Source organism: Kitasatospora sp. NPDC048194 (assembly GCF_043202455.1).
In the GTDB taxonomy this organism is placed as follows: domain Bacteria; phylum Actinomycetota; class Actinomycetes; order Streptomycetales; family Streptomycetaceae; genus Kitasatospora.
This window is the reverse complement of record NZ_JBIDAK010000026.1, coordinates 19,125-39,102: the sequence shown is the minus strand read 5'-3', so window position 1 is coordinate 39,102 and position 19,978 is coordinate 19,125. Positions and strand designations below refer to the sequence as shown.

General features: G+C 72.8%; 20 protein-coding genes. 7 read left to right on the top strand and 13 right to left on the bottom strand.

Annotation, left to right across the window (positions count from 1 at the left end; translation table 11 throughout):
* Window positions 1–243 precede the first annotated feature (243 nt).
* Window positions 244–684, top strand: a complete 441-nt coding sequence (gene dtd / locus ACGF07_RS26580) for a D-aminoacyl-tRNA deacylase (protein WP_350737353.1) — start codon at window positions 244–246, stop codon at window positions 682–684.
* 80 nt (window positions 685–764) lie between these two features.
* On the opposite strand, the gene ACGF07_RS26575 is transcribed toward dtd, so the two are convergent.
* The 3 genes from ACGF07_RS26575 to ACGF07_RS26565 all read right to left on the bottom strand — a co-directional run bounded on the left by ACGF07_RS26575 (window position 765) and on the right by ACGF07_RS26565 (window position 2,896).
* Window positions 765–1,727 carry a folate-binding protein gene (locus ACGF07_RS26575; RefSeq protein WP_350737426.1) on the bottom strand — a complete coding sequence of 321 codons (963 nt, stop codon included), beginning with the start codon at window positions 1,725–1,727 and terminating at the stop codon, window positions 765–767.
* Between the two features lie 19 nt (window positions 1,728–1,746).
* Window positions 1,747–2,229, bottom strand: coding sequence for a Fur family transcriptional regulator (locus tag ACGF07_RS26570; RefSeq protein WP_350737351.1), 483 nt, complete (start codon window positions 2,227–2,229; stop codon window positions 1,747–1,749).
* An 82-nt stretch (window positions 2,230–2,311) separates the two neighbouring features.
* Window positions 2,312–2,896: an FABP family protein gene (locus tag ACGF07_RS26565; protein ID WP_350737348.1), complete on the bottom strand. Its 585-nt coding sequence runs from the start codon at window positions 2,894–2,896 to the stop codon at window positions 2,312–2,314.
* 350 nt (window positions 2,897–3,246) lie between these two features.
* On the opposite strand from ACGF07_RS26565, the gene ACGF07_RS26560 reads away from it, so the two are divergent.
* The gene (locus ACGF07_RS26560) at window positions 3,247–3,609 is read left to right on the top strand and encodes a DsrE family protein (RefSeq protein WP_350737346.1); all 363 of its coding nucleotides are present in this window, start codon (window positions 3,247–3,249) and stop codon (window positions 3,607–3,609) included.
* Window positions 3,610–3,646: 37 nt separating this feature from the next.
* Here ACGF07_RS26560 and ACGF07_RS26555 read toward each other — a convergent pair whose 3' ends face one another.
* The 7 genes from ACGF07_RS26555 to ACGF07_RS26525 form a co-directional block, all read right to left on the bottom strand.
* The gene (locus ACGF07_RS26555) at window positions 3,647–3,937 is read right to left on the bottom strand and encodes a DUF3099 domain-containing protein (RefSeq protein ID WP_350737343.1); all 291 of its coding nucleotides are present in this window, start codon (window positions 3,935–3,937) and stop codon (window positions 3,647–3,649) included.
* 87 nt (window positions 3,938–4,024) lie between these two features.
* Window positions 4,025–4,315, bottom strand: coding sequence for a DUF1416 domain-containing protein (locus tag ACGF07_RS26550; RefSeq protein ID WP_030059605.1), 291 nt, complete (start codon window positions 4,313–4,315; stop codon window positions 4,025–4,027).
* A 39-nt stretch (window positions 4,316–4,354) separates the two neighbouring features.
* Window positions 4,355–5,191, bottom strand: coding sequence for a sulfurtransferase (locus ACGF07_RS26545; RefSeq protein WP_350737340.1), 837 nt, complete (start codon window positions 5,189–5,191; stop codon window positions 4,355–4,357).
* Between the two features lie 231 nt (window positions 5,192–5,422).
* On the bottom strand, window positions 5,423–5,503 hold the full coding sequence (locus ACGF07_RS26540) for an Ms5788A family Cys-rich leader peptide (protein ID WP_350517234.1): 81 nt from the start codon (window positions 5,501–5,503) through the stop codon (window positions 5,423–5,425).
* Between the two features lie 323 nt (window positions 5,504–5,826).
* Window positions 5,827–6,549: a DUF2993 domain-containing protein gene (locus ACGF07_RS26535; RefSeq protein WP_350737338.1), complete on the bottom strand. Its 723-nt coding sequence runs from the start codon at window positions 6,547–6,549 to the stop codon at window positions 5,827–5,829.
* Between the two features lie 99 nt (window positions 6,550–6,648).
* Entirely contained in the window at window positions 6,649–8,073 is a 1,425-nt protein-coding gene (locus ACGF07_RS26530; protein WP_392902665.1) for a hypothetical protein, read from the bottom strand.
* Between the two features lie 5 nt (window positions 8,074–8,078).
* Complete coding sequence (locus ACGF07_RS26525) at window positions 8,079–8,372, bottom strand: MoaD/ThiS family protein (RefSeq protein ID WP_350737333.1); 294 nt, start codon at window positions 8,370–8,372, stop codon at window positions 8,079–8,081.
* Between the two features lie 733 nt (window positions 8,373–9,105).
* Here ACGF07_RS26525 and ACGF07_RS26520 point away from each other — a divergent pair.
* The 5 genes from ACGF07_RS26520 to ACGF07_RS26500 all read left to right on the top strand — a co-directional run bounded on the left by ACGF07_RS26520 (window position 9,106) and on the right by ACGF07_RS26500 (window position 14,705).
* A complete protein-coding gene (locus ACGF07_RS26520; RefSeq protein ID WP_350737330.1) occupies window positions 9,106–9,837 on the top strand; it encodes a response regulator transcription factor in 732 nt (243 codons plus the stop codon).
* Window positions 9,838–9,949: 112 nt separating this feature from the next.
* A complete protein-coding gene (locus ACGF07_RS26515; protein WP_392902661.1) occupies window positions 9,950–11,008 on the top strand; it encodes a LacI family DNA-binding transcriptional regulator in 1,059 nt (352 codons plus the stop codon).
* A 136-nt stretch (window positions 11,009–11,144) separates the two neighbouring features.
* Window positions 11,145–12,359 carry a S1C family serine protease gene (locus ACGF07_RS26510; RefSeq protein WP_392902659.1) on the top strand — a complete coding sequence of 405 codons (1,215 nt, stop codon included), beginning with the start codon at window positions 11,145–11,147 and terminating at the stop codon, window positions 12,357–12,359.
* 88 nt (window positions 12,360–12,447) lie between these two features.
* A complete protein-coding gene (locus ACGF07_RS26505) occupies window positions 12,448–13,218 on the top strand; it encodes a response regulator transcription factor (protein WP_350737321.1) in 771 nt (256 codons plus the stop codon).
* Complete coding sequence (locus tag ACGF07_RS26500; RefSeq protein WP_392902656.1) at window positions 13,215–14,705, top strand: sensor histidine kinase; 1,491 nt, start codon at window positions 13,215–13,217, stop codon at window positions 14,703–14,705. Before ACGF07_RS26505 ends, ACGF07_RS26500 begins: the two co-directional genes overlap by 4 nt.
* A gap of 118 nt (window positions 14,706–14,823) precedes the next feature.
* Here the strand turns inward: ACGF07_RS26500 and ACGF07_RS26495 are convergent, their stop codons facing one another.
* The 3 genes from ACGF07_RS26495 to ACGF07_RS26485 all read right to left on the bottom strand — a co-directional run bounded on the left by ACGF07_RS26495 (window position 14,824) and on the right by ACGF07_RS26485 (window position 19,973).
* The gene (locus tag ACGF07_RS26495; RefSeq protein ID WP_392902654.1) at window positions 14,824–16,623 is read right to left on the bottom strand and encodes a bifunctional metallophosphatase/5'-nucleotidase; all 1,800 of its coding nucleotides are present in this window, start codon (window positions 16,621–16,623) and stop codon (window positions 14,824–14,826) included.
* 264 nt (window positions 16,624–16,887) lie between these two features.
* On the bottom strand, window positions 16,888–18,237 hold the full coding sequence (locus ACGF07_RS26490; protein WP_392902652.1) for an ATP-binding protein: 1,350 nt from the start codon (window positions 18,235–18,237) through the stop codon (window positions 16,888–16,890).
* A 149-nt stretch (window positions 18,238–18,386) separates the two neighbouring features.
* Window positions 18,387–19,973, bottom strand: coding sequence for an SCO6880 family protein (locus tag ACGF07_RS26485; protein ID WP_350737309.1), 1,587 nt, complete (start codon window positions 19,971–19,973; stop codon window positions 18,387–18,389).
* Window positions 19,974–19,978 lie beyond the last annotated feature (5 nt).

Here is a 19,978-nt window from a genome sequence, read left to right as displayed (position 1 = left end):
GCGCCGGGCCCTCGTACGGTCCCCAGCGTGCCACCCCACCCGGCGCGCGCGCACCGACCGTGCACCCGAACGGCCCCCTGGCGAACGGGGGTGGCTGATATGACCGGTCCTTTCCGCAGGAAGAGTGGCGCCCGACCCTGCGCAGGCGCGCGCTTCACGGCGCGCGCCACCGGTGTGCGCGCCCCAGATGTGCGCCCCCGGGCCACGACGGGACCGGTACGGCGGCTCCGGCACAATGGCGGCATGCGAGCAGTGGTGCAGCGAGTGACCGAGGCCAGGGTGACCGTGGCCGGAGAGACCGTCGGCGCGATCGAGGGGCCCGGGCTGTGCGTCCTGGTCGGCGTCACCCACGACGACACCCCCGCCAAGGCCGCCCAACTCGCCCGCAAGCTCTGGACGCTGCGACTGCTGCCCCCCGACGACGCGGGCGTCGAGCAGAGTTGCTCGGACCTCGGGGCCCCGCTGCTGGTGATCAGCCAGTTCACGCTCTACGGCGACGCCCGCAAGGGCCGCCGCCCCACCTGGAACGCCGCGGCCCCCGGCCCGGTCGCCGAACCCCTGGTGGACGAGGTGGTCGCCCGGCTGCGCGAGCTGGGCGCAAAGGTGGAGACGGGCCGGTTCGGCGCCGACATGCAGGTGGCGCTGGTCAACGACGGCCCCTTCACCGTCCTCGTCGAGGTCTGAGGCCGAGGCCCGGAGGCCCGGAGCCCAGGGTCCGGGACCAGCGGTCCGGGGCGGCGGCGCCCAGGGCCCGGGCCCGCGGCCTACTGCGGGACGATCACGTCCTGGGTGCCCGGGACCGTCCCGGCCAGCAGCACCGCGTCCACCGGGACGTTCCGCTTGACGATCGCCAGCGCGATCGGCCCCAGCTCGTGGTGCCGGGCCGAGGAGGTCACGAAGCCCAGCGCCCGCCCGTCCGGCTCGGCCGCCAGCCGCACCTCGGTGCCGTGCGGGGGCAGGGTCTCCTCGGTGCCGTCCAGGTGCAGGAAGACCAACCGGCGCGGCGGGCGGCCCAGGTTGTGCACCCGGGCGACGGTCTCCTGGCCGCGGTAGCAGCCCTTCTGCAGGTGGACGGCGGTGCGCAGCCAGTCGACCTCGTGCGGGATGGTGCGGTGGTCGGTCTCGAAGCCCAGCCGGGGCCGGTGGTCCTCGATCCGCAGCGCCTCGTACGCCCACACCCCGGCCGCCGGGCCGTACCTCTCGGTGAGCCCGGCCAGTTCGGCGCGCGGCACGAACAGGTCGCGCCCGTACGGGAGTTCGCGCACCGCGGCGGCGCCCTCGACCGAGGCGGTGGAGCCGGCCGGCAGGTGGACCACGGCGTAGTCGGCGGTCGCGTCGGCGACCTCCACCCGGTAGAAGAACTTCATGCTCTCCAGGTAGGCGACCAGTGCGCCCTGGGTGCCGGGCTCGACGTGCGCCCAGGTGGTGGTGCCGTCGTCGACCAGGTAGAGGGCGTGCTCGACGTGCCCGTTCGGGGAGAGCACCAGGGCCTCGGTGGCGTGCTGCGGCTGCAGCCCGCTGACGTGCTGGGTGAGCAGCAGGTGCAGCCAGGAGAGGCGGTCGTCGCCGGTGACGGTGACCACCCCGCGGTGCGAGAGGTCCACGAATCCGGTGCCCCGCGCGAGGTTGCGTTGCTCGCGGAAGATGTCGCCGTAGTGGGCGGCGACTCCCTCGTCGGCCCCCTCGGCGGGGACGGCTCCGGGCAGGGCAAGCAGCGGGCTCTTCACACCGGTCATACCGGCCAGCTTACGACCGGCCGTCCCGGTGCCCGGCGGCGCAGTCGGCGCAGCGGCCGAAGATGGCGAAGTGCTTGAGGTCGGTGTCGAAGCCGTGCTGCTCGCGCAGCCGGTCGATCAGCGGCTGCGCGATCTCGGTGCCGGTCTCCGTGACCTTCTCGCAGTCCCGGCAGACCAGGTGCAGGTGGTGGTGGCGGCCGGCCAGGTGGTAGGTCGGGGCGCCGTGGCCGAGGTGGGCGTGCGAGACCAGGCCCAGTTCCTCCAGAAGCTCCAGGGTCCGGTAGACGGTGGAGATGTTGACGCCGCTGGCGGTCTTGCGGACGTGGCTGAGGATGTCGTCGGGGGTGGCGTGGTCGAGGACGTCGACGGCCTCCAGCACGAGCTGGCGCTGCGGCGTCAGCCGGTAGCCGCGCTCGCGCAGGTCGGCCTTCCAGTCGTCGGAGAGGTGCCAGTCGCCGGAGAGCTGCCAGTCGGTGGTGCCGGTGTCCGCCACGGTGCTGTCCCTGCCAAGGTCGGGGGTCCTGATGCAAGTGTAGGGACCGGCTGCGGGCCGGTCCCTACCTCGTGCGCGGGCCTTACTTGAAGAAGGCGATGCCGTCGTCCGGCAGGTCGTTGATGTCCTTGATCAGCTGGGCCGGGCTGAGCACCTTCCTCAGCTGGGCGGACATGTACGGGCGCAGCGGCACGTTCGGGGCGGCCTTCTCGCCGACCCAGAGCAGCTCGCCGTTCACGAAGCCGTACAGCCGCTTGCCGCCGGAGTACTCCGGGGAGCCCTCGATCCGGGCCACCGCGTCGGTGGCCACGTCGACCTGCGGCTTGCCGTCGGCCAGTTCGCCGTACCAGATCTCGACGGTGCCGTCGTCGCGGAGGGAGGAGATCTCGATCCCCCGGACCCCGCTCGTGCCGTGGTGGTTGCTGGTCACGCGCCAGAAGGCGTGCTCGTTCTCCAGCGGACGGACCTTCTCGCCCTCCTCGTTCAGCACCCAGGTGCGGGAACGGAACTCCAGGAAGGGCCGGCCGTCGTGGCGGATGACGATCTCCTGGCCGAAGTTGCACTTCTCCGTGCCGGGGAAGTCATAGACGCCCGCGCCCTCCCAGGTGCCGAGGAGGAAGGCGAGCGGGACGACGTCCTTGTGGAGGTCAGAGGGGATCTCGATCATGTTCCTGGTCGCTGTCGTGGTCGGTGCGGTCTGCCTCAACCGTACGGCAGGCTCAGCGCTGGCCCTGGTACAGCTTCATCACCGAGAAGATGGCGAACCAGGTGATCAGCACGGCCATGAGGGCCAGCAGACCGTCGAAGAACATTTCCAGACCGGACACGGGGGGCTCCCAGGCGGCGACAGTGTGGTGGATTTTGCTGGCGCTCACTCTATCCGCCGGGCCCGGGCCGGTCGCGGTGAGCCCCACCACGTCGCCTTTCGCGCCCCCGCGCTCCGGCGCCGCCCAAGGTTTCCCCACGGGATTCCGGGATGACGGCGGGCCGCGGCGGCGGGCCCTCTAAGGTGGCGCCATGTCGAAGAAGCTCGTCATCAAGGTCACCGCCGGGGCGGATGCGCCGGAGCGGTGCTCCCAGGCCTTCACGGTGGCGGCCGTGGCCGTCGCCAGCGGGATCGAGGTCTCGCTCTGGCTGACCGGGGAGTCCTCCTGGTTCGCCCTGCCGGGGAGGGCGAAGGAGTTCGAACTGCCGCACGCGGCGCCGCTGCCGGACCTGCTGGAGTCGATCCTGGCGGCCGGCTCGGTGACGCTGTGCACCCAGTGCGCGGCGCGGCGCGGGATCGAGCAGAAGGACACCGTCGAGGGCGTCCGGATCGCGGGCGCGCAGGTCTTCGTCAGCGAGATCATGTCGAACGACGTCCAGGCGCTGGTGTACTGAACCGCCGCCCGGGCGGGGTGCGGGGCCGTGGCAGGCGCTACCGCCCTCCGCCCCGGGAATCGTGCGGCTCTTCGTCGGGGCGGTCCCGGTCGTGACCGGGATCGTCCCACTTCGGGTCGTCCCAGCGCGGGTCGTTCCACCAGTCGTCGTCCGGGTCGCGCTTGTTGGCGAACACCGCCGCGGCCGGCGGGATGACCATCGCGACCACGCACATGCCCACCGCGGCGCCCACCGAGAAGAACCGCACCACGCCCCAGGCCAGCACGAACAGGCCCAGGCACACGCCCATCATGGCGTAGTAGAAGTGCCGCCGGCGCCGTGTCTGCACCTCTCCACGGTACGGCCGAGGGCCCTGCCGCGGCAGGGCCCTCGGGGTGATCGTCCGGTCTGGGACCGGGGTCCGGTCCGGGTCCGGTCAGACCGCGATCGCGACCTCGACGGCGGTGCCCTGGGAGGCCACCACCTGACGGTCCACGGTCTGGCCCGGGACCAGCGCGCGCAGGGTCCACTTGCCCGGGCGGGCGAAGAACCGGAACTGGCCGGTCGCCGAGGTGGGCACCTCGGCCGTGAACTCACCGCCCTCGTCCAGCAGCCGGACGTAGCCGTTGACCGGCTCACCGTCGCGGGTCACCGAACCCTGGATGATCGTCTCGTTCGCCACGTCAACTCCTGCCAGGTCCGGCCCGCCGGCCTTCGCACCGCACATGTCTGTCTTCCCTTCTGACTTACGGCTCGAGCCGGGGGCTCAGTTGCTGCCGAGCTCGATCGGCACGCCGACCAGGCTGCCGTACTCGGTCCACGAACCGTCGTAGTTCTTGACGTTCTGCTGGCCGAGCAGCTCGTGCAGCACGAACCAGGTGAGCGCGGAGCGCTCGCCGATGCGGCAGTAGGCGATGGTGTCCTTCGCGAGGTCGATGCCCTCGGCCTCGTACAGGGCCTTGAGCTCCTCGTCGCTCTTGAAGGTGCCGTCGTCGTTGGCGTTTTTGGCCCACGGGATGTTGCGGGCGCTCGGCACGTGGCCGGGCCGCTGCGACTGCTCCTGCGGGAGGTGGGCCGGGGCGAGCAGCTTGCCGGAGAACTCGTCGGGCGAGCGGACGTCGACCAGGTTGAGGTTGCCGATGGCGGCGATCACGTCGTCGCGGAAGGCGCGGATCGAGGAGTCGGCGGCCTGCGCCTTGTACTCGGTGGCCGGGCGGACCGGGACCTCGGCGACCAGGTCGCGGGAGTCCAGCTCCCACTTCTTGCGGCCGCCGTCCAGCAGGCGGACGTCGCCGTGGCCGTAGAGCTTGAAGTACCAGTAGGCGTAGGAGGCGAACCAGTTGTTGTTGCCGCCGTACAGCACGACGGTGTCGTCGTTGGCGATGCCCTTGGCGCTCAGCAGCGCCTCGAAGCCGGCCTGGTCGATGAAGTCGCGGCGGACCGGGTCCTGGAGGTCCTGCTTCCAGTCGATCCGGACGGCGTTGCGGATGTGGTTCTTGTCGTACGCGGAGGTGTCCTCGTCGACCTCGACGATGACGACCTTCGGGTCGTCCAGGTGGGCCTGGACCCAGTCGGCGTCGACCAGGACGTCGCTTCGGCTCATGGTGGTGTTCTCCATCCGAGGGCGGTTTGCGGAAGGTGCTGCTCAGGAGGTGCTGCAGGGCGCCCCGGACGGGTTCGGTCCGAATTCCTGTCCGAATGACGGGACGGGAGAGGAGACCGGGCAACCGGGCGGGGAACTGCGGAGTACGGCGGCGACCCTCGGCCGCGACGGCCGGAGCAGGTCACCGTGGAGATCGGCGGCGGGCTTCAACTGCCCTGCCAGACTGCCGATTCAGCGCATTCGACACAGACAGGCGGCCACGCGGCACAGGTCGACCGCCCGCCGCTTCGTGAGATCCGTCTGTCGCTTCATGCCGACGATGCTAGGGACACCCGAGGCCCGCTGTCATCAGCGTATCGAATACCGAGATCGAAACGGTCGGATGATGGGATTCGCCGCGAGAGGGGCGGGACGGAGCCCGCGGCCGGCTCCCGGCGGCGGGGCACAACGTGCGGAAACGACACCGCTCCGGAGCCGGCGCTGGACAGCCCGTCTCGCAGAGCGGAACGGGGGCGGAGTGGAAAGGGGCCGGCGGCGGGCCGGGGAGGGGCGGGCCGGTGCTCCGGGAGGGGGTGCGGGCCGGTGCTCCGGGAGGGGGCGCGGGCCGGTGCTCCGGGAGGGGGCGCGGGCCGGCGTCAGCCCAGCAGCTTGACGCCCTTGCCCTCGAAGGACAGCTGGAGGCCCTCCGGCAACGGCGTCGCGCCGTCCTTCGCGGCCAGCGCCAGCCCGGCGGGCATCGAGTCCAGGGTGAAAGCGGCCGGCTGGATCTTCCGGTTGGTGAGCCCGGCGACCATCTCCGCCAGCGAGCTCAGCTTCAGGCCGTCCACGGTGATGGTGTTGCCCTCGTTGTGCACGGTCGCCTCACCGACCGAGACCGGCCCCAGCGAGGCCTTGACCTTGCCCGGGCCGCCGTACGACAGGCTCAGCCGGGAACTGCCTCCGCCCGGCAGCGGGGCGCCGCCCAGCAGCTCGGAGGCCGGCGGCAGCAGCTGGGCGAGGTCCTGGTACGAGATCACGCCGCTGCCGGTGCCGTCGTCCACGGTCGCGGTGCTCAGGCTGTCGCTCACCGAGACGCCGGAGAGCCTGGCCTTGAAGGAGTGCAGCGCCACCTGGTGGCCGTTGTTCTGGACGGTCAGACCGTCCGAGGAGATCCGGACGTCGTCCAGCTTCTTGGTCACCACCTGGGTGAGGAACGGGAAGCCCTCGATCGTCACGTCCGGCCGCCGGCTCATCTGGCCGCTCTTCACCAGCCGGTCGGCGGCCTCGTCCTCGGCCACGCCGACGGCGATCCGGTCCGCGCCCACCAGCAGCCCGGAGAGCACCGCCAGGCCGATCGTCGCCTTCCACCATCCGCGCATCGTGTTCCCCGTCGTCGCCGGTCGCCGTCGTCCCGCACGACCGTACGACGTCCCGCCCCGGAAGGTGGTTCCGGGGCGGGCAGGTGTGACGTACCGGGCTCAGCCGGCCAGCAGGTCGGTGGCGATCCAGATCAGCGGCGCGGACACCGCCAGCGGCAGCGCCACGCCCGCCGTCATGTGGACGAAGCGGGACGGGAAGTCGTACGCCGCGACCCGCCGGCCGACCAGCGCACCCAGCCCGGCGAGCACCCCCAGCGCCGGCGGCGCGCCCACCAGCAGGCCCAGCACGACCGCCGCGACCAGACCCAGCACCGGGCCCAGCTGCTTCGGACCGGGCAGCGGCGCCGCCGCCAGCAGGACGGCCAGCGCGACGGCGCCGACCCCGGCCGGCACCCAGTCGGCCAGCAGCAGCATCGTGCACAGCGCCGTCACCACGGTGGCCGACCCGAGCACGGTCAGCGCGTAGAACCGCTCCTTCGGATCCGACGGACGGAACGTCTGCAGCACCAGGACCAGCAGGAAGAACCCGCCCAGGGTGCCCACCACGGCCGCCGCCCCGCCGTCCGAGTCCGCCAGCAGGACGGCCGCATCGGCGGTGAACCCGGCCAGCGCGGCGAGCAGGATGCCCTGCCGGGCCGGCCACATGCCGTTCAGCCGGAACCAGCCGGCCGCCGTCAGCAGCTGCAGCAGCGCGACCACCAGGGCCAGCGCCACCTGGCCCAGCGCGGCGCCGCCGGCCAGCAGCGCGGCCGCACCGGCGGTGATCAGGGCGGGCTGCAGGCCCGGGTCGATGATCGGCGAACCCGTCCGGCCGCCGGGGGCACCGGACTGCGGCGCCGCCGGCAGCGGCTGCGCGGGCAGGCCCTGGTACGGCTGGGCACCGGGCCCGCCGGGCGCCTCCGGTGCCTGGCCGGGCAGCGGGGCGGACGGGCGCTTGAGCGTCATCGTCGGCGAGTCGAGGGCGGGCCCGACGGGCCCCGCGGGCCCGGCGGGCACCGCCTGCTGCGGCGCTGCCTGGGGCGGCGCGGACTGCGGCGTCGGGGCCCGGTGCCGTGCCCGGGACGGCGGCTCCTGCCAGGCCTGCGGCTGCGGCTGCGCCTGGGGGTGGTGCTGGTGCTGGTGCTGCGGCTGCGCCTGCGGCGGGAACTGCGGCTGCGCTGCAGGCCGGCCGAGGTGCGGTGGCGGGGCGACCGGCATCGCGCCCGAGACCGTCACCGGAGGCAGCAGCGTGGTGGCCGCCGCGTCGTCCAGCGGGGGGACGGGCGGCAGCAGCGTGGTCGCGGCCGCGTCGTCCAGCGCCGGCACCGGAGGCAGCAGCGTGGTGGCCGCCGCGTCGTCCAGCGCGGGCACCGGCGGCAGCAGGGTGGTCGCGGCCGCGTCGTCGTCCACCGGATGGCCGTACGGGTGCTGCGGGGGGTGCTGCTGATGCTGCTGCGGGTGGGGCTGGTACGGGTGCGGGTGCGGCTGCTGCGGCCAGGTGCCGTAGCCGCCGTCCTGCCGGTTCGGGTCGTTCATGTCCGTCACGCCGCTCACCCTCCCGCGAACGGCGGGAGGACCTCGACCGTCCCGCCCTCGGTCAGGGCGACGGTCGCGTGGTCGCGGCCGCCCACCTGGGAGCCGTCGACCAGGTACGAGCAGTGCCCGAGCAACTGGACGAACTTCGGCCGGTCCGCGTGCCGCTCCTTGGCCGCCGCCAGCGCCTCCGCCAGGTTCGCCGCCTGGTACGGCTCCTCGGCCAGCCCGGCCTCGGACTTCGCCGCCGCCCAGTAGCGGATCGTCCCGCGCACCCGGGCGCCGCTCGCGGGCTCGGTGGTCGCGCCCATCGGGCCACCCCTTCCGTTCGTCCTCGCCCGGCCCCGGTGGCCCGGTCCGGTTCGCCACCGGGGCGGCCGCCCGACCACCCGAACGAATGGACCCGCGCGGCGCCGCCGATGTGCGTCCATGATGGCGTGTCCGCCGTCGCGAGCGGCAATCGCCCTGGCCGGACGGGTGCGCGACGGCGCCCGAAGTTGTGTCCGGTCTCACCCGGCGCGCGCCCGGATTGGGCGAACCGCCGGATTCGCGCACTCCCGGGGCGGGAGCGGGTCGGCTATCCTCGACGACCAAGAGGGATCCGGGCAGAGTCGCCCCCGGGTCCTTTTGTGCTTTCAGGACGCCAGTACGGACGTTCTTGCGATTCGTCGGCCCACCCCCGGCGCGCCGCAGGAGCCCCCGCTCGACCGGCACGAGGACGTGCCCGGTCGGCGGGGTGTCGACACCGGGCGCCGGGCCGCCACCCGGTACCGGACCAGACCGGAGGGTTCGCGGGATGAGCGGGACGAGCGGAGCGCAGACGGCGCGCCAGGGGTTGCGGGACCCCGGGCGCGAGCGCCGTCCCGCCCTCCGCTCCCCCCGTGCGCCCCAGGCGCCGGTCGTCCTTCCCCTCCTCACCCTCACGTCGCCCACCGCCGCCCCCGCCGGGACGCGCAGCGCGCGACACCTCCCCGTTCGTGCGCCATCCGGCTGTGGCGGCAGCCCCACCGCGACCACGACGACCCGGAAAGGGGACCACCGGGTATGAGCTCCCTCCTCCTCCTGACCAACGCGCTGCAACCCTCAGCGGAAGTGCTGCCGGCCCTCGGCCTGCTGCTCCACAACGTCCGGGTGGCCCCCGCCGAGGGGGCCGCACTGGTGGACACCCCCAGTGCGGACGTCATCCTGGTCGACGGGCGGCGTGACCTGCCCCAGATCCGCAGCCTGTGCCAGTTGCTGCGCTCCACCGGCATCGGCTGCCCGCTGATCCTGGTGGTCACCGAGGGCGGCCTGGCCGCCGTGACCGCCGAATGGGGCATCGACGACGTCCTGCTGGACACCGCGGGCCCCGCCGAGGTCGAGGCCCGGCTGCGGCTCGCGCTCGGCCGGCTCCAGGTCGCCGTCGACGACAGCCCGATGGAGATCCGCAACGGCGACCTCTCGGTCGACGAGGCCACCTACTCCGCCAAGCTCAAGGGCCGGGCGCTCGACCTCACCTTCAAGGAGTTCGAGCTGCTCAAGTACCTGGCCCAGCACCCGGGCCGGGTCTTCACCCGGGCGCAGCTGCTCCAGGAGGTCTGGGGCTACGACTACTTCGGCGGCACCCGGACGGTGGACGTCCACGTGCGGCGGCTGCGGGCCAAGCTCGGCGTCGAGCACGAGCAGCTGATCGGCACCGTGCGCAACGTCGGCTACCGCTTCGTCGTCCCGGAGAAGGCCGAGAAGGGCGAGCGTCCGGACCTCGCCCAGCGCCCCTCCGCTCCGCTGGAGGCGTGACCCGGAGCCGGGCGGACCGTCCCCGCCCGGCTCGTCCGGATTGCTCCGGTGCGCCCCGGGGCGGCCCCAGGTCGCACTGCCGCCCCCGGGACCACACGCGTAGACTCCCCCCGTGGCCAAGGTGACGCGCGACGATGTAGCCCGACTGGCTGGGACCTCGACCGCGGTCGTCAGCTACGTGATCAACAACGGGCCGCGCCCGGTCGCGCCCGCGACCAAGGAGAAGGTCCTCGCGGCGATCGAGCAGCTCGGCTACCGGCCGAACAGCGTCGCCCAGGCGATGGCATCCCGCCGGACCAACCTGATCGGCATGGTCGTCCCCGACGCCCGCCAGCCCTTCTTCGCCGAGATGGCGCACGCCGTGGAACGGGCCGCCTCCGAGCGCGGCAAGCTCGTGCTGATCGGCAACTCCGACTACGTGGACGACCGCGAGGTCCACTACGTCCGCGCCTTCCTCGGCATGCGGGTCTCCGGCCTGATCCTGGTCAGCCAGGGCCCCTCGCAGCGCGCCGCCGAGGAGTTCGCCGCGATGGAGGGGGCGAAGGTGGTGCTGCTGCACCGCCGCCCCGAGGCGATCGACGACGTCGCCGTGGTCACCGACGACGTGGGCGGCGCCGAGGCCGTCGTCCGCCACCTGCTGGAGGAGCACGGCCACCCGTACGTGGCCTGCTTCGGCGGCCCGGTCGACTCCCCCGCCCCCGGCGACCCGGTCATCGACCACGTCGAGGGCTGGCAGCGCGCCATGGACGCGCACGGCGTCCCCACCGAGCCGCACCTGATCGACGCGCCCTTCCACCGCTACGGCGCCTACGAGGTCGCGCTCGGCGTGCTCAGCTCCCCCGACCGGCCCAGGGCGATCTTCTGCTCCACCGACGACCAGGCCATCGGCGTGCTGCGGGCCGCCCGCGAGGTCGGCCTGCGCGTCCCCGAGGACCTCGCGGTGGCCGGCTTCGACGACGTGCCCGAGGCCGCGCTCGCCGACCCGCCGCTGACCACCGTCGCCTCCGACCGCGACGCGATGGCCCGGGCCGCCGTGGACCTGGTGCTGGACGACTCGCTGATGGTCCCCGGCTCGGACACCGAGCGGGTCCGCAAGTTCCCGTCCCGCCTGGTCGTCCGCCGTTCCTGCGGCTGCGACGGAGCGGCGCCCGGCCGCACCCCGGCGGAATAGCCGGTTCCGCTCCGCCGGCCGCCCGGCCGTCCGCCACGGCGGCCTGACCAGGCTTTATGAGAAGTCAACGGGCTTCTCGGACCCTTCTGAGCCGCTTCTCATCCGCTCCTCATGCGCCGGGCGGAGCTTGGGCGGCATGAACGAACAGCAGCAGCACCCGGACGAGCACCACGACCCGTACCGCCCCCGCGTCATCGAGGGCACCGTCCTCGGCGGCGGCGCCGCGGGCACCAGCGGCGCGGCGGGCACCAGCGGCAGCGCGGGCACCGACGGCACCGCGCGCACCGGCGGCACCGACCCCTACGCCGGGTACGCCTACCGCGAGGACCACTCCGGCGGCGGCTTCGACGGACCGCCCCCTCCCCCGCCCGTCCCGCCCGAGCCGCCCACCCTCCTCGGGCACCCCGCGGGCCCCGACGGCCCCGGCCGCGGCAGCCGGGCCCGGCGCGGCGTGCTGCGCGGCCGGCTCGTCCTGGTCACCGCCGTCGCCGCGATCGCCGCCGTCATCGGCGGGCTCACCGGTGGGGTCGTGGCCGCCGACCGGCAGTCCTCCGGCAACCGCGTCGGCACCGTCGCCAGCCCGGTCTCGGCCCGCTCCGACGGCAGCGCCGACGTGCCGGCCGTGGCCGCCGCCGTCTCGCCCAGCGTCGTCCAGATCACCGTGAAGACCGGCAACGGCACCGCCACCGGCACCGGCGTCGTCCTCGACACCAGCGGCCGGATCCTCACCAACTACCACGTCATCGACACCGCGATCGCGAACGGCGGCCGGATCACCGTGACCTTCAAGGACGGCTCCACCGCGCCCGCCACCGTCACCGGCACCGACAAGGGCCTCGACGTCGCCGTGATCACCGCGACCGGCGCCAAGCACCTCACCCCCGCCGTCCTCGGCGACTCCTCCACCGTGGCCGTCGGCGACCCCGTCGTGGCCATCGGCAACCCCGACGGCCTCACCGGCACCGTCACCTCCGGCATCATCAGCGCCGAGAACCGCGACGTCACCGTGCAACTCGACGAAGGCAGCACCGGCAGCAACGGCGGCTTCGGTTTCCCCGACCTGCCCGGCCTGCGCGGCAGCATCCCCCAGCAGCAGAGCACCGGCGACGCCACCACCTACAAGGCCTTCCAGACCGACGCCGCCCTCAACCCCGGCAACTCCGGCGGCCCGCTGATCAACGCCAACGGCCAGGTCATCGCCATCAACTCGGCCATGTACTCCCCCAACGGCGCCAACTCGACCGCCGGCGGCTCCAGCAGCACGGCCGGCAGCGTCGGCCTCGGCTTCGCCATCCCGATCAACGACATCAAGCAGGTCCTGCCGAAGCTCGAAGCCGGCCAGAACGTGTGAGCCGGAACCCGTAGCAGTCGGCAGCCGTCCGCCAGGCGGACAATTGCTCCCAGCAGGCACCCCATCCGACGAGAAAGGGCACCAGCCCATGACCCCGTCCGCCGACGACCGCACCCCCGCCGAGGCCGGCCACCCCTCCGCCCGGCTCCTCGTGGTCGACGACGAACCCGCGCTCCGGGACGCCCTGGAGAGCAGCCTCGCCTTCGAGGGGTACGAGGTCGACACCGCCACCGACGGCTACGAGGCACTGGAGTCCGTCGAACGCGACAAGCCCGACCTCGTCCTGCTGGACATCATGATGCCCCGGATGGACGGCCTCACCGCCGTCCGCCGGATGCGCTCCCGCGGCGACACCGTCCCGGTGCTGATGCTCACCGCCCGCGACGCCGTCGGCGACCGCGTCACCGGCCTCGACGTCGGCGCCGACGACTACCTCGCCAAGCCCTTCGAGCTCGACGAACTCCTCGCCCGCGTCCGCGCCCTGCTGCGCCGCAACGCCCTCGCCGCCGAGGCCGCCGCCCGCGCCGCCGCCGAGGACGAGAGCGAGGTGCTCGCCTTCGCCGACCTGCGGATGAACACCGCCACCCGCGAGGTCACCCGCGCCGGCAAGCCGGTCGAGCTCACCCGCACCGAGTTCATGCTGCTGGAGATGTTCCTCTCCCACCCCCGGCAGGTCCTCACCCGCGAACAGATCCTCAAGGCGGTCTGGGGCTTCGACTTCGAACCCTCCTCCAACTCCCTGGACGTGTACGTGATGTACCTGCGCCGCAAGACCGAGCAGGGCGGCATGCCGCGCCTCATCCAGACCGTACGGGGCGTCGGCTACGCCCTGCGCCCGGCCGCCGGCACCGGCGCGTGAGCGCCCTACCGCCCCCGCCCCCACTGGCACCGCCACGCCCACCCGGCCCCCGGCGGCGCCTGGTCCACTGGCTGCGCTCCCGGTCCCTGCGCAGCCGCCTCACCTTCCTGAGCGCGGCGGCGGTGGCGGTGGCGATCGCGCTGTCCGCGCTGGCGTGCTGGTTCATCGTCGAGAAGCAGCTCTACGGCCAGGTCCGCAACGACCTCGCCAGTGCACCGCCGCCGCTGCCCGGGAGCGGCCATCTCCTGTGCTACGACACAGCCGAGAAGGCTCTGGAGCACCAGCGACCCGGCATCGCCCCGGAGAACTTCGGCGCCGTGCCCCGGGACACCCAGTACGTCGTGGCCAACCCCGCAGGGGTCTGCCTCCCCCCGTACGCGACCAAGGCCATCGTGGTCAGGCCCGGCGACAGCGCGGGCTTCAAACTCGCCCCGGGCCAATCGATCATCCGGGACGGTCACTTCACCGACGGAACACCGGCGGTCGTCCGCATCTCCCTCACCCACTCCGGATCCCAGCCCGCTCTGCTGATGGTGGCCACCTCCACCCAAGGCGTCGAGGACTCCCTCCAGGGCCTCGCCGTCCTCCTCGGCTCCGTCTCCGTCGGCGGCATCCTCCTCGCCGCCGTCGCCGGCCGCCTGGTCGCCCGCTCCGCCCTCAAGCCCGTGGACCAGCTCACCGACGCCGTCGAGCACATCGCCAGGACCGAGGAGGTCGGCACCACCATCCCGGTCCACGGCCACGACGAGATCGCCCGGCTGTCGGCCTCCTTCAACTCCATGAGCACCGCCCTCGCCAACTCCCGCGAACGCCAGACCCGGCTGATCGCCGACGCCGGCCACGAGCTGCGGACCCCGCTCACCTCGCTGCGCACCAACGTCGACCTGCTGATCCGCAGCAACGACACCGGCCGCCCGCTCCCCCCGGCGACCAGGACCAAGCTGCTCGGCAACCTCAAGGCCCAGATGCAGGAGCTCACCGTCCTGATCGGCGACCTGCTCCAGCTCTCCCGCCCCGACTCCCCCAAGGCCGGCCCGAACCTCGCCGTCGTGGCCCTCCACGAGATCGCCGCACGGGCCGTCGAACGGGCCGAGCTGCGCGGCCCCGGGCTGGTCTTCGAGACGAGCACCGAGCCCTGGTACGTGCACGGCGACGCCGCCGGCCTGGAGCGGGCGGTGATCAACCTGCTGGACAACGCGGTGAAGTACAGCCCGCCCGGCGGCACGATCGAAGTCCGGCTGCGGCAGGGCGTGTTGACCGTGCGCGACCACGGCCCCGGCATCCCGCCGGACGAGCTCCAGTACGTGTTCGACCGGTTCTGGCGCTCCCCCTCCTCGCGCCAGCTGCCCGGCTCCGGCCTCGGTCTGTCGATCGTCGCGCAGAGCGTCCGGGAGGCGGGCGGCGAGGTCACCCTCGGTCCGGCCGAGGACGGCGGTCCGGGTGCGCTGGCCACCGTCCGGTTGCCCGGCGGTCCCGCGCCGGAGTGACGCTCCCGGCCCGGCCACCACCGGGTGGGGAACCGGACGGCGGGAACAGGACGGGCGGGGAACAGGACGGGCGGGGCGCCCCGACAGCGCCCCGCCCGTCCTCATGTCCGGCACACGGTCAGTCGATGTCGCTGCCCGGGCCGAGGACCTTGATCCGGTCCTGCGCCGGCGGCTGCAGCGGCGCGGCCGCCGAGCTGTGGGCCGCCAGGTAGGCCGTGAAGACGTCCAGGTCGGAGGCGCCGACGAGCTTGTCGGTGCCGGCCGCGAAGGCCGGGAAGCCGTCGCCGCCGCCGGCCAGGAACTCGTTCGCCGCGACCCGGTACCTGGCGGCCAGGTCGACCGGCGCGCCGTTCAGCCGGATCGAGTCCACGACGACCCGGTCCGCCCCGGTCTTGCGCATGTCCAGGGTGTAGTGCAGGTTCGAGGACACCTGGAGGACCTTCGGCGCCGCCTCGTTGGCGCCGCTGACCTGCTGCTGGAGCAGCTGCACCAGCTGGGCCCCGGTCAGCGTCTTGACCTGCATCATGTTGGTGAACGGCTGGACGGTGAACGCCTCGCCGTAGGTCACCACGCCGTCGCCCTCGCCGCCCGAGGCCCTGTAGACCAGGTCGGAGCGGATGCCGCCGGGGTTCATGAAGGCGACCTGCGCCCCGCCCTTGTCGGCCGGGGAGAGCCCGGCCAGCTGCGCGTCGGCGATCACGTCACCGAGCGGCTTCTCCAGGTCGCTGCTGCCGCGGCCGTTGATGTCCGAACCGATCCAGCCGACGGGCCGGTTGGCGATCGGGGCGGCCAGCTTCTGGTAGTGGTCGACCAGCGCCGTCATGTCGGGCGCCTTCTCGACCGTGCGGCGCACCACGTGGTTCTCGGCCTTGACCGAGGGGCGCACGATCTCGCCGGTGGTCTTGTCCAGCTTCATGTCGATCTCGGTGAAGAGCCGGCCGAAGGAGGCGGCACTGGTCACCGAGCGCGGCACGCCGTTGGGGTCGGGGATGGTGCAGGCGTACGCGTTGTGGGTGTGGCCGGTGACGATGGCCCCGACCGCCGGGTCGATCTTCCTCGCGATGTCGACGATCGGGCCGGAGACGCCCTGGCCGGCCGGGCCGCAGTCGTAGTTGTAGACGCTGCTGGCCGGGTAGCCGCCCTCGTGGACCAGCGCGACGATCGAGTTGACGCCCTTGGACTTCAGCTCCGCGGCGTACTTGTTGATCGTCGAGACCTCGTTGGCGAACTTCAGGCCCTTGACGCCCTCGGCGGTCACGATGTTCGGCGTGCCCTCCAGGGTGACGCCGATGAAGCCGATCTTGACGCCCTGCGACTTGGTCACCCAGTACGGGGGCAGCAGCGTGCGGCCGGTCTTCTCGTCGGTGACGTTCGCCGACAGGTAGTTGAAGTTGGCGCCCTTGAAGGTCCGGCCGGGCTCGTAGCAGCCGTCGGTGGGGTGGCAGCCGCCCTCCTGCATTCGCAGCAGTTCCTGCGCGCCCTCGTCGAACTCGTGGTTGCCCACGGAGGTGACGTCCAGGCCGAGCTTGTCCATCGCCTCGATGGTCGGCTCGTCGTGGAAGAGCGCGGAGGTGAGCGGGCTGGCCCCGATGATGTCGCCGGCCGCGACGGTGATCGAGTCGTCGGCCGGGATCCGGGCCTTGCGCAGCTCGGTGGCCAGGTACTCGATGCCGCCGGCAGGAGTGGAGACCTCCTTGCCCGTGGCCGGGTCGATCTCCTTGACCGTGCCCGAGGACCCGGCCGGGGGCTCCAGGTTGCCGTGGAAGTCGTTGATCGCCAGCAGCTGGAGGTTGACGGTCTTGTGACGCTTGGCGTTGGCGTCGGCGGCCTGGGCGGCCGTCGGCACGGCCACCGTGCCGAGCAGACCAGCGGCGGCGACGACGGCGAGCGCCGTCCGTCGGGATCTGACGGTGAGCATGAAGGGGTTCCCCTGCGCGTCGGAGGGAGGACCGGTGGCGGGACAGCACCGGTGTTCGGGCGTGAGTCGTGCGTGTGCAGCCTAGGGTCAACGCGCGTAGCTGTCAGGACGTGGAACGTAACAAGACGATTACCTGCTGACGAACCGTCGCCGTCCGGGCGGTGCGCGGACCACGCAGGGGCCGTGCACGGGCCGTGCAGGGGGCGCCCCCCGTCGCGTCGGATCCCCCCGGCCCGGCCGCGCCAGACGCCCGGCCCGGCCGGGTCAGACGCCCGGCTCGGCCGCCAACTGCCGCTCCGCCCGCACCCGTTCGGCCACGGCGTCCTCGGTCATCGCGCGGTCGGTGTACACCAGCGGCCGCTCGGTCTCGGTGATGATGTGCTTGACCACCTGGACGTTGCCGTTGACGTCCCAGACCGCGATGCCGGGCGACAGGGTCGGGATGATCTCCACCGCCCAGCGCGGCAGGCCCAGCACCCGGCCGGTGGCCCGCGCCTCCTCGGCCTTCTGCATGTAGATCGTCCGGGTGGAGGCCATCTTCAGGATCGCCGAGGCCTCCTTGGCCGCCGCGCCGTCCACCACGTCCGACAGGTGGTGCACCACCGCGACGAAGGACAGGCCCAGCCGGCGCCCGAACTTCAGCAGCCGCTGAAACAGCTGCGCCACGAAAGGGCTGTTGATGATGTGCCAGGCCTCCTCGACCAGGAAGATGCGCTTCTTCCGGTCCGGCCGGATCCAGGTGTGCTCCAACCACACCCCGACGATCGCCATCAGGATCGGCATCGCGATCGAGTTGCGGTCGATGTGCGAGAGGTCGAACACGATCAGCGGGGCGTCCAGGTCGATGCCGTCGGTGGTCGGACCGTCGAACATGCCGCGCAGGTCACCGTCGACCAGCCGGTCCAGCACCAGCGCCACGTCCAGGCCCCAGGACTGCACCTCGTCCACCGCCACGCCCAGCGACTCCACGGAGGACAGCTCGGGGCTGCGCAGGGTCTCGATGATGTCGTCCAGCACCGGCTGGCGGTCCGTCACCGAGGCCACCACATGGGCGTGCGCGGCCTTCAGCGCGAAGCCGGCCCGCTCCTCCAGCCCGCGCCCCATCGCCACCTCGACGATGGTGCGCAGCAGTGACAGCTGGCCGGTCTGGGTGATCGCCGGGTCCAGCGGATTGAGCTTCACACCGCCGTCCCGGGCCGCCATCGGATCCAGCCGGATCGGCTTTATGCCCAGCGCGTCGGCGATCAGGTTCCACTCGCCCACACCGTCCTCGCCCTGCGCGTCGAGCACCACCACCTGGCGGTCCCGGAACCTCAACTGGCGCAGCACGTACGTCTTCTCCAGCGCCGACTTGCCGTTCCCGGACTCCCCCAGCACCAGCCAGTGCGGCGCCGGCAGCTGCTGCCCGTACAGCTGGAAGGGGTCGTACACGTACCCCTTGCCGCTGTACACCTCCCGCCCGATGATCACGCCGGAGTCGCCCAACCCCGGGGCGGCGGTGGGGAGGTACACGGCCTGCGCCTGGCCGGTGGAGGTGCGCACCGGGAGCCGGGTGGTCTCCACCTTGCCGAACATCAGGCTGGTGAACGCGTCGGTGAGGTTGCCGAGCCCCATGAGCGGCCTCCTGGTGTCAGCGGTGGGGGGTGGACGGATGCGGCGGGTGGACTGGTACGGCGGTGGACTTGGTACGGCGGGTGGACGGGTGCGGCGGGTGGACCGGTACGCCGGGCGAGTGCGACGGCCGGGCCACCGGCACCCGCCCGCTAGCGGCGGATGCCGGTGGCGAACGGCAGGGTGTTGACGAACGCCCGGTGGTGCTCGCGGTCGCACCACTCCAGCTTGAGGTAGCTCTTGCCGGCCGAGGCCCGGATGGTCCGCTTGTCGCGGGCCAGCGCCTCCGGATTGCGCGAGGAGACCGTGATGTAGCCGACCAGGTTCACCCCGGCCGCACCGGAGGCCAGGTCGTCACCGCGCTGGTCCACCCGGCCGGTGTGGGCCAGGTCGCGGGGGTCGACCGTGCGGTTCATCTTGGCCGCGCGGCTGGCCTCCGCCTCGTCGTTGGTCTTCTCGGTCAGCATCCGCTCGATCGCGACGTCGGTGGGCTCGAGGTCCATCGTCACCGCCACCGTCCGGATCACGTCCGGGGTGTGCACCAGCAGCGGCGCCAGGAAGTTGACGCCCACCGGGGTGAGCGGCCACTCCTTGATCCACGCCGTCGCGTGGCACCACGGCTCCCGGGTCGCCGACTCGCGGGTCTTCGCCTGCAGGTACTGCGGGTGGGTCGCGTCCAGCTCCGCCGGCCAGGCGTTGCGCCGGGACATCGCCTGGATGTGGTCGATCGGGTGGTCCGGGTCGTACATCGAGTGCAGCAGCGAGGACAGCCGGGCCTGGCCCAGCGGCTGGCGCACCCGGATGTCCGCCTCGGCCAGCCGGGCGCAGATGTCGGTCAGCTCGCGCGCCATCACGGCCGCCAGCCCGTCGTCGTCCCGGGACCGGCCGCCACCGCGCTTCTCGTAGGCGCTGCGCCCCATCGCGTGCGCCTCGGCGGCCAGGTCGCGGGTGTAGTGCATGCAGGCCACCAGGTACGCCCGGTGCTGCTCCGAGGAGGTCGACACCATCGACTGCAGCTGGTCGTACGACTCCTGCAGCCAGCGCGGGGCGTCGTGGTCACCGCGCCGCTCGACGTCCTTGGCGTGCGCGTCCGGGTCGGCCGGCAGCGTCCTGGCCAGGATCTGGAGCCGGGTGACGAAGCCGTCCCCGTTGGCCACGTGCTTCAACAGCGTGCCGAACCGGTCGACCAGGGCCTCCTGGTCCTCCGAGTCCCGCAGGCCCACGCCCGGGCCCTCGATCTCGATCGCGGCCGTCACCGTCCGCCGCTCCAGGTGCATCAGCACCCCGACCTCGTCCGGCCCGAACGGCGCGGTCAGCCAGCGCAGCCGCCCCACCCCGGGCGGCGGTCCGATCTCCACCTCACGGCCGTCCAACCGGGTGCCGGCGTCCATCGCGTCCGACCGCCACACCGCGCGCCCGCTGCGGACCGTCCGCCGGTAGGTGCGGTTGATCTCCGCCCACTTGTAGAACGTCCGCTTGCGGTACGGCACGTAGACCGCCGCGATGGCCAGCAGTGGCAGGCCGACCAGGCCGCCGATCCGCAGCGGCAGGACGGGCATCAGCAGACCCCAGAGCATGCCGAGGAACGCCCCGAAGATGATCAGCAGGATCTCCCCGGACTCCCGGTTCCGGCCGATCGGCGCGTTCGGGCGGGCCTTGCCGATCAGGTAGGTGCGGCGCTGGTGCACGTACGGCTGGGCGTACTGGGCACCGTACTGGCCGAGCGGTTCGCTGCTCACTTACC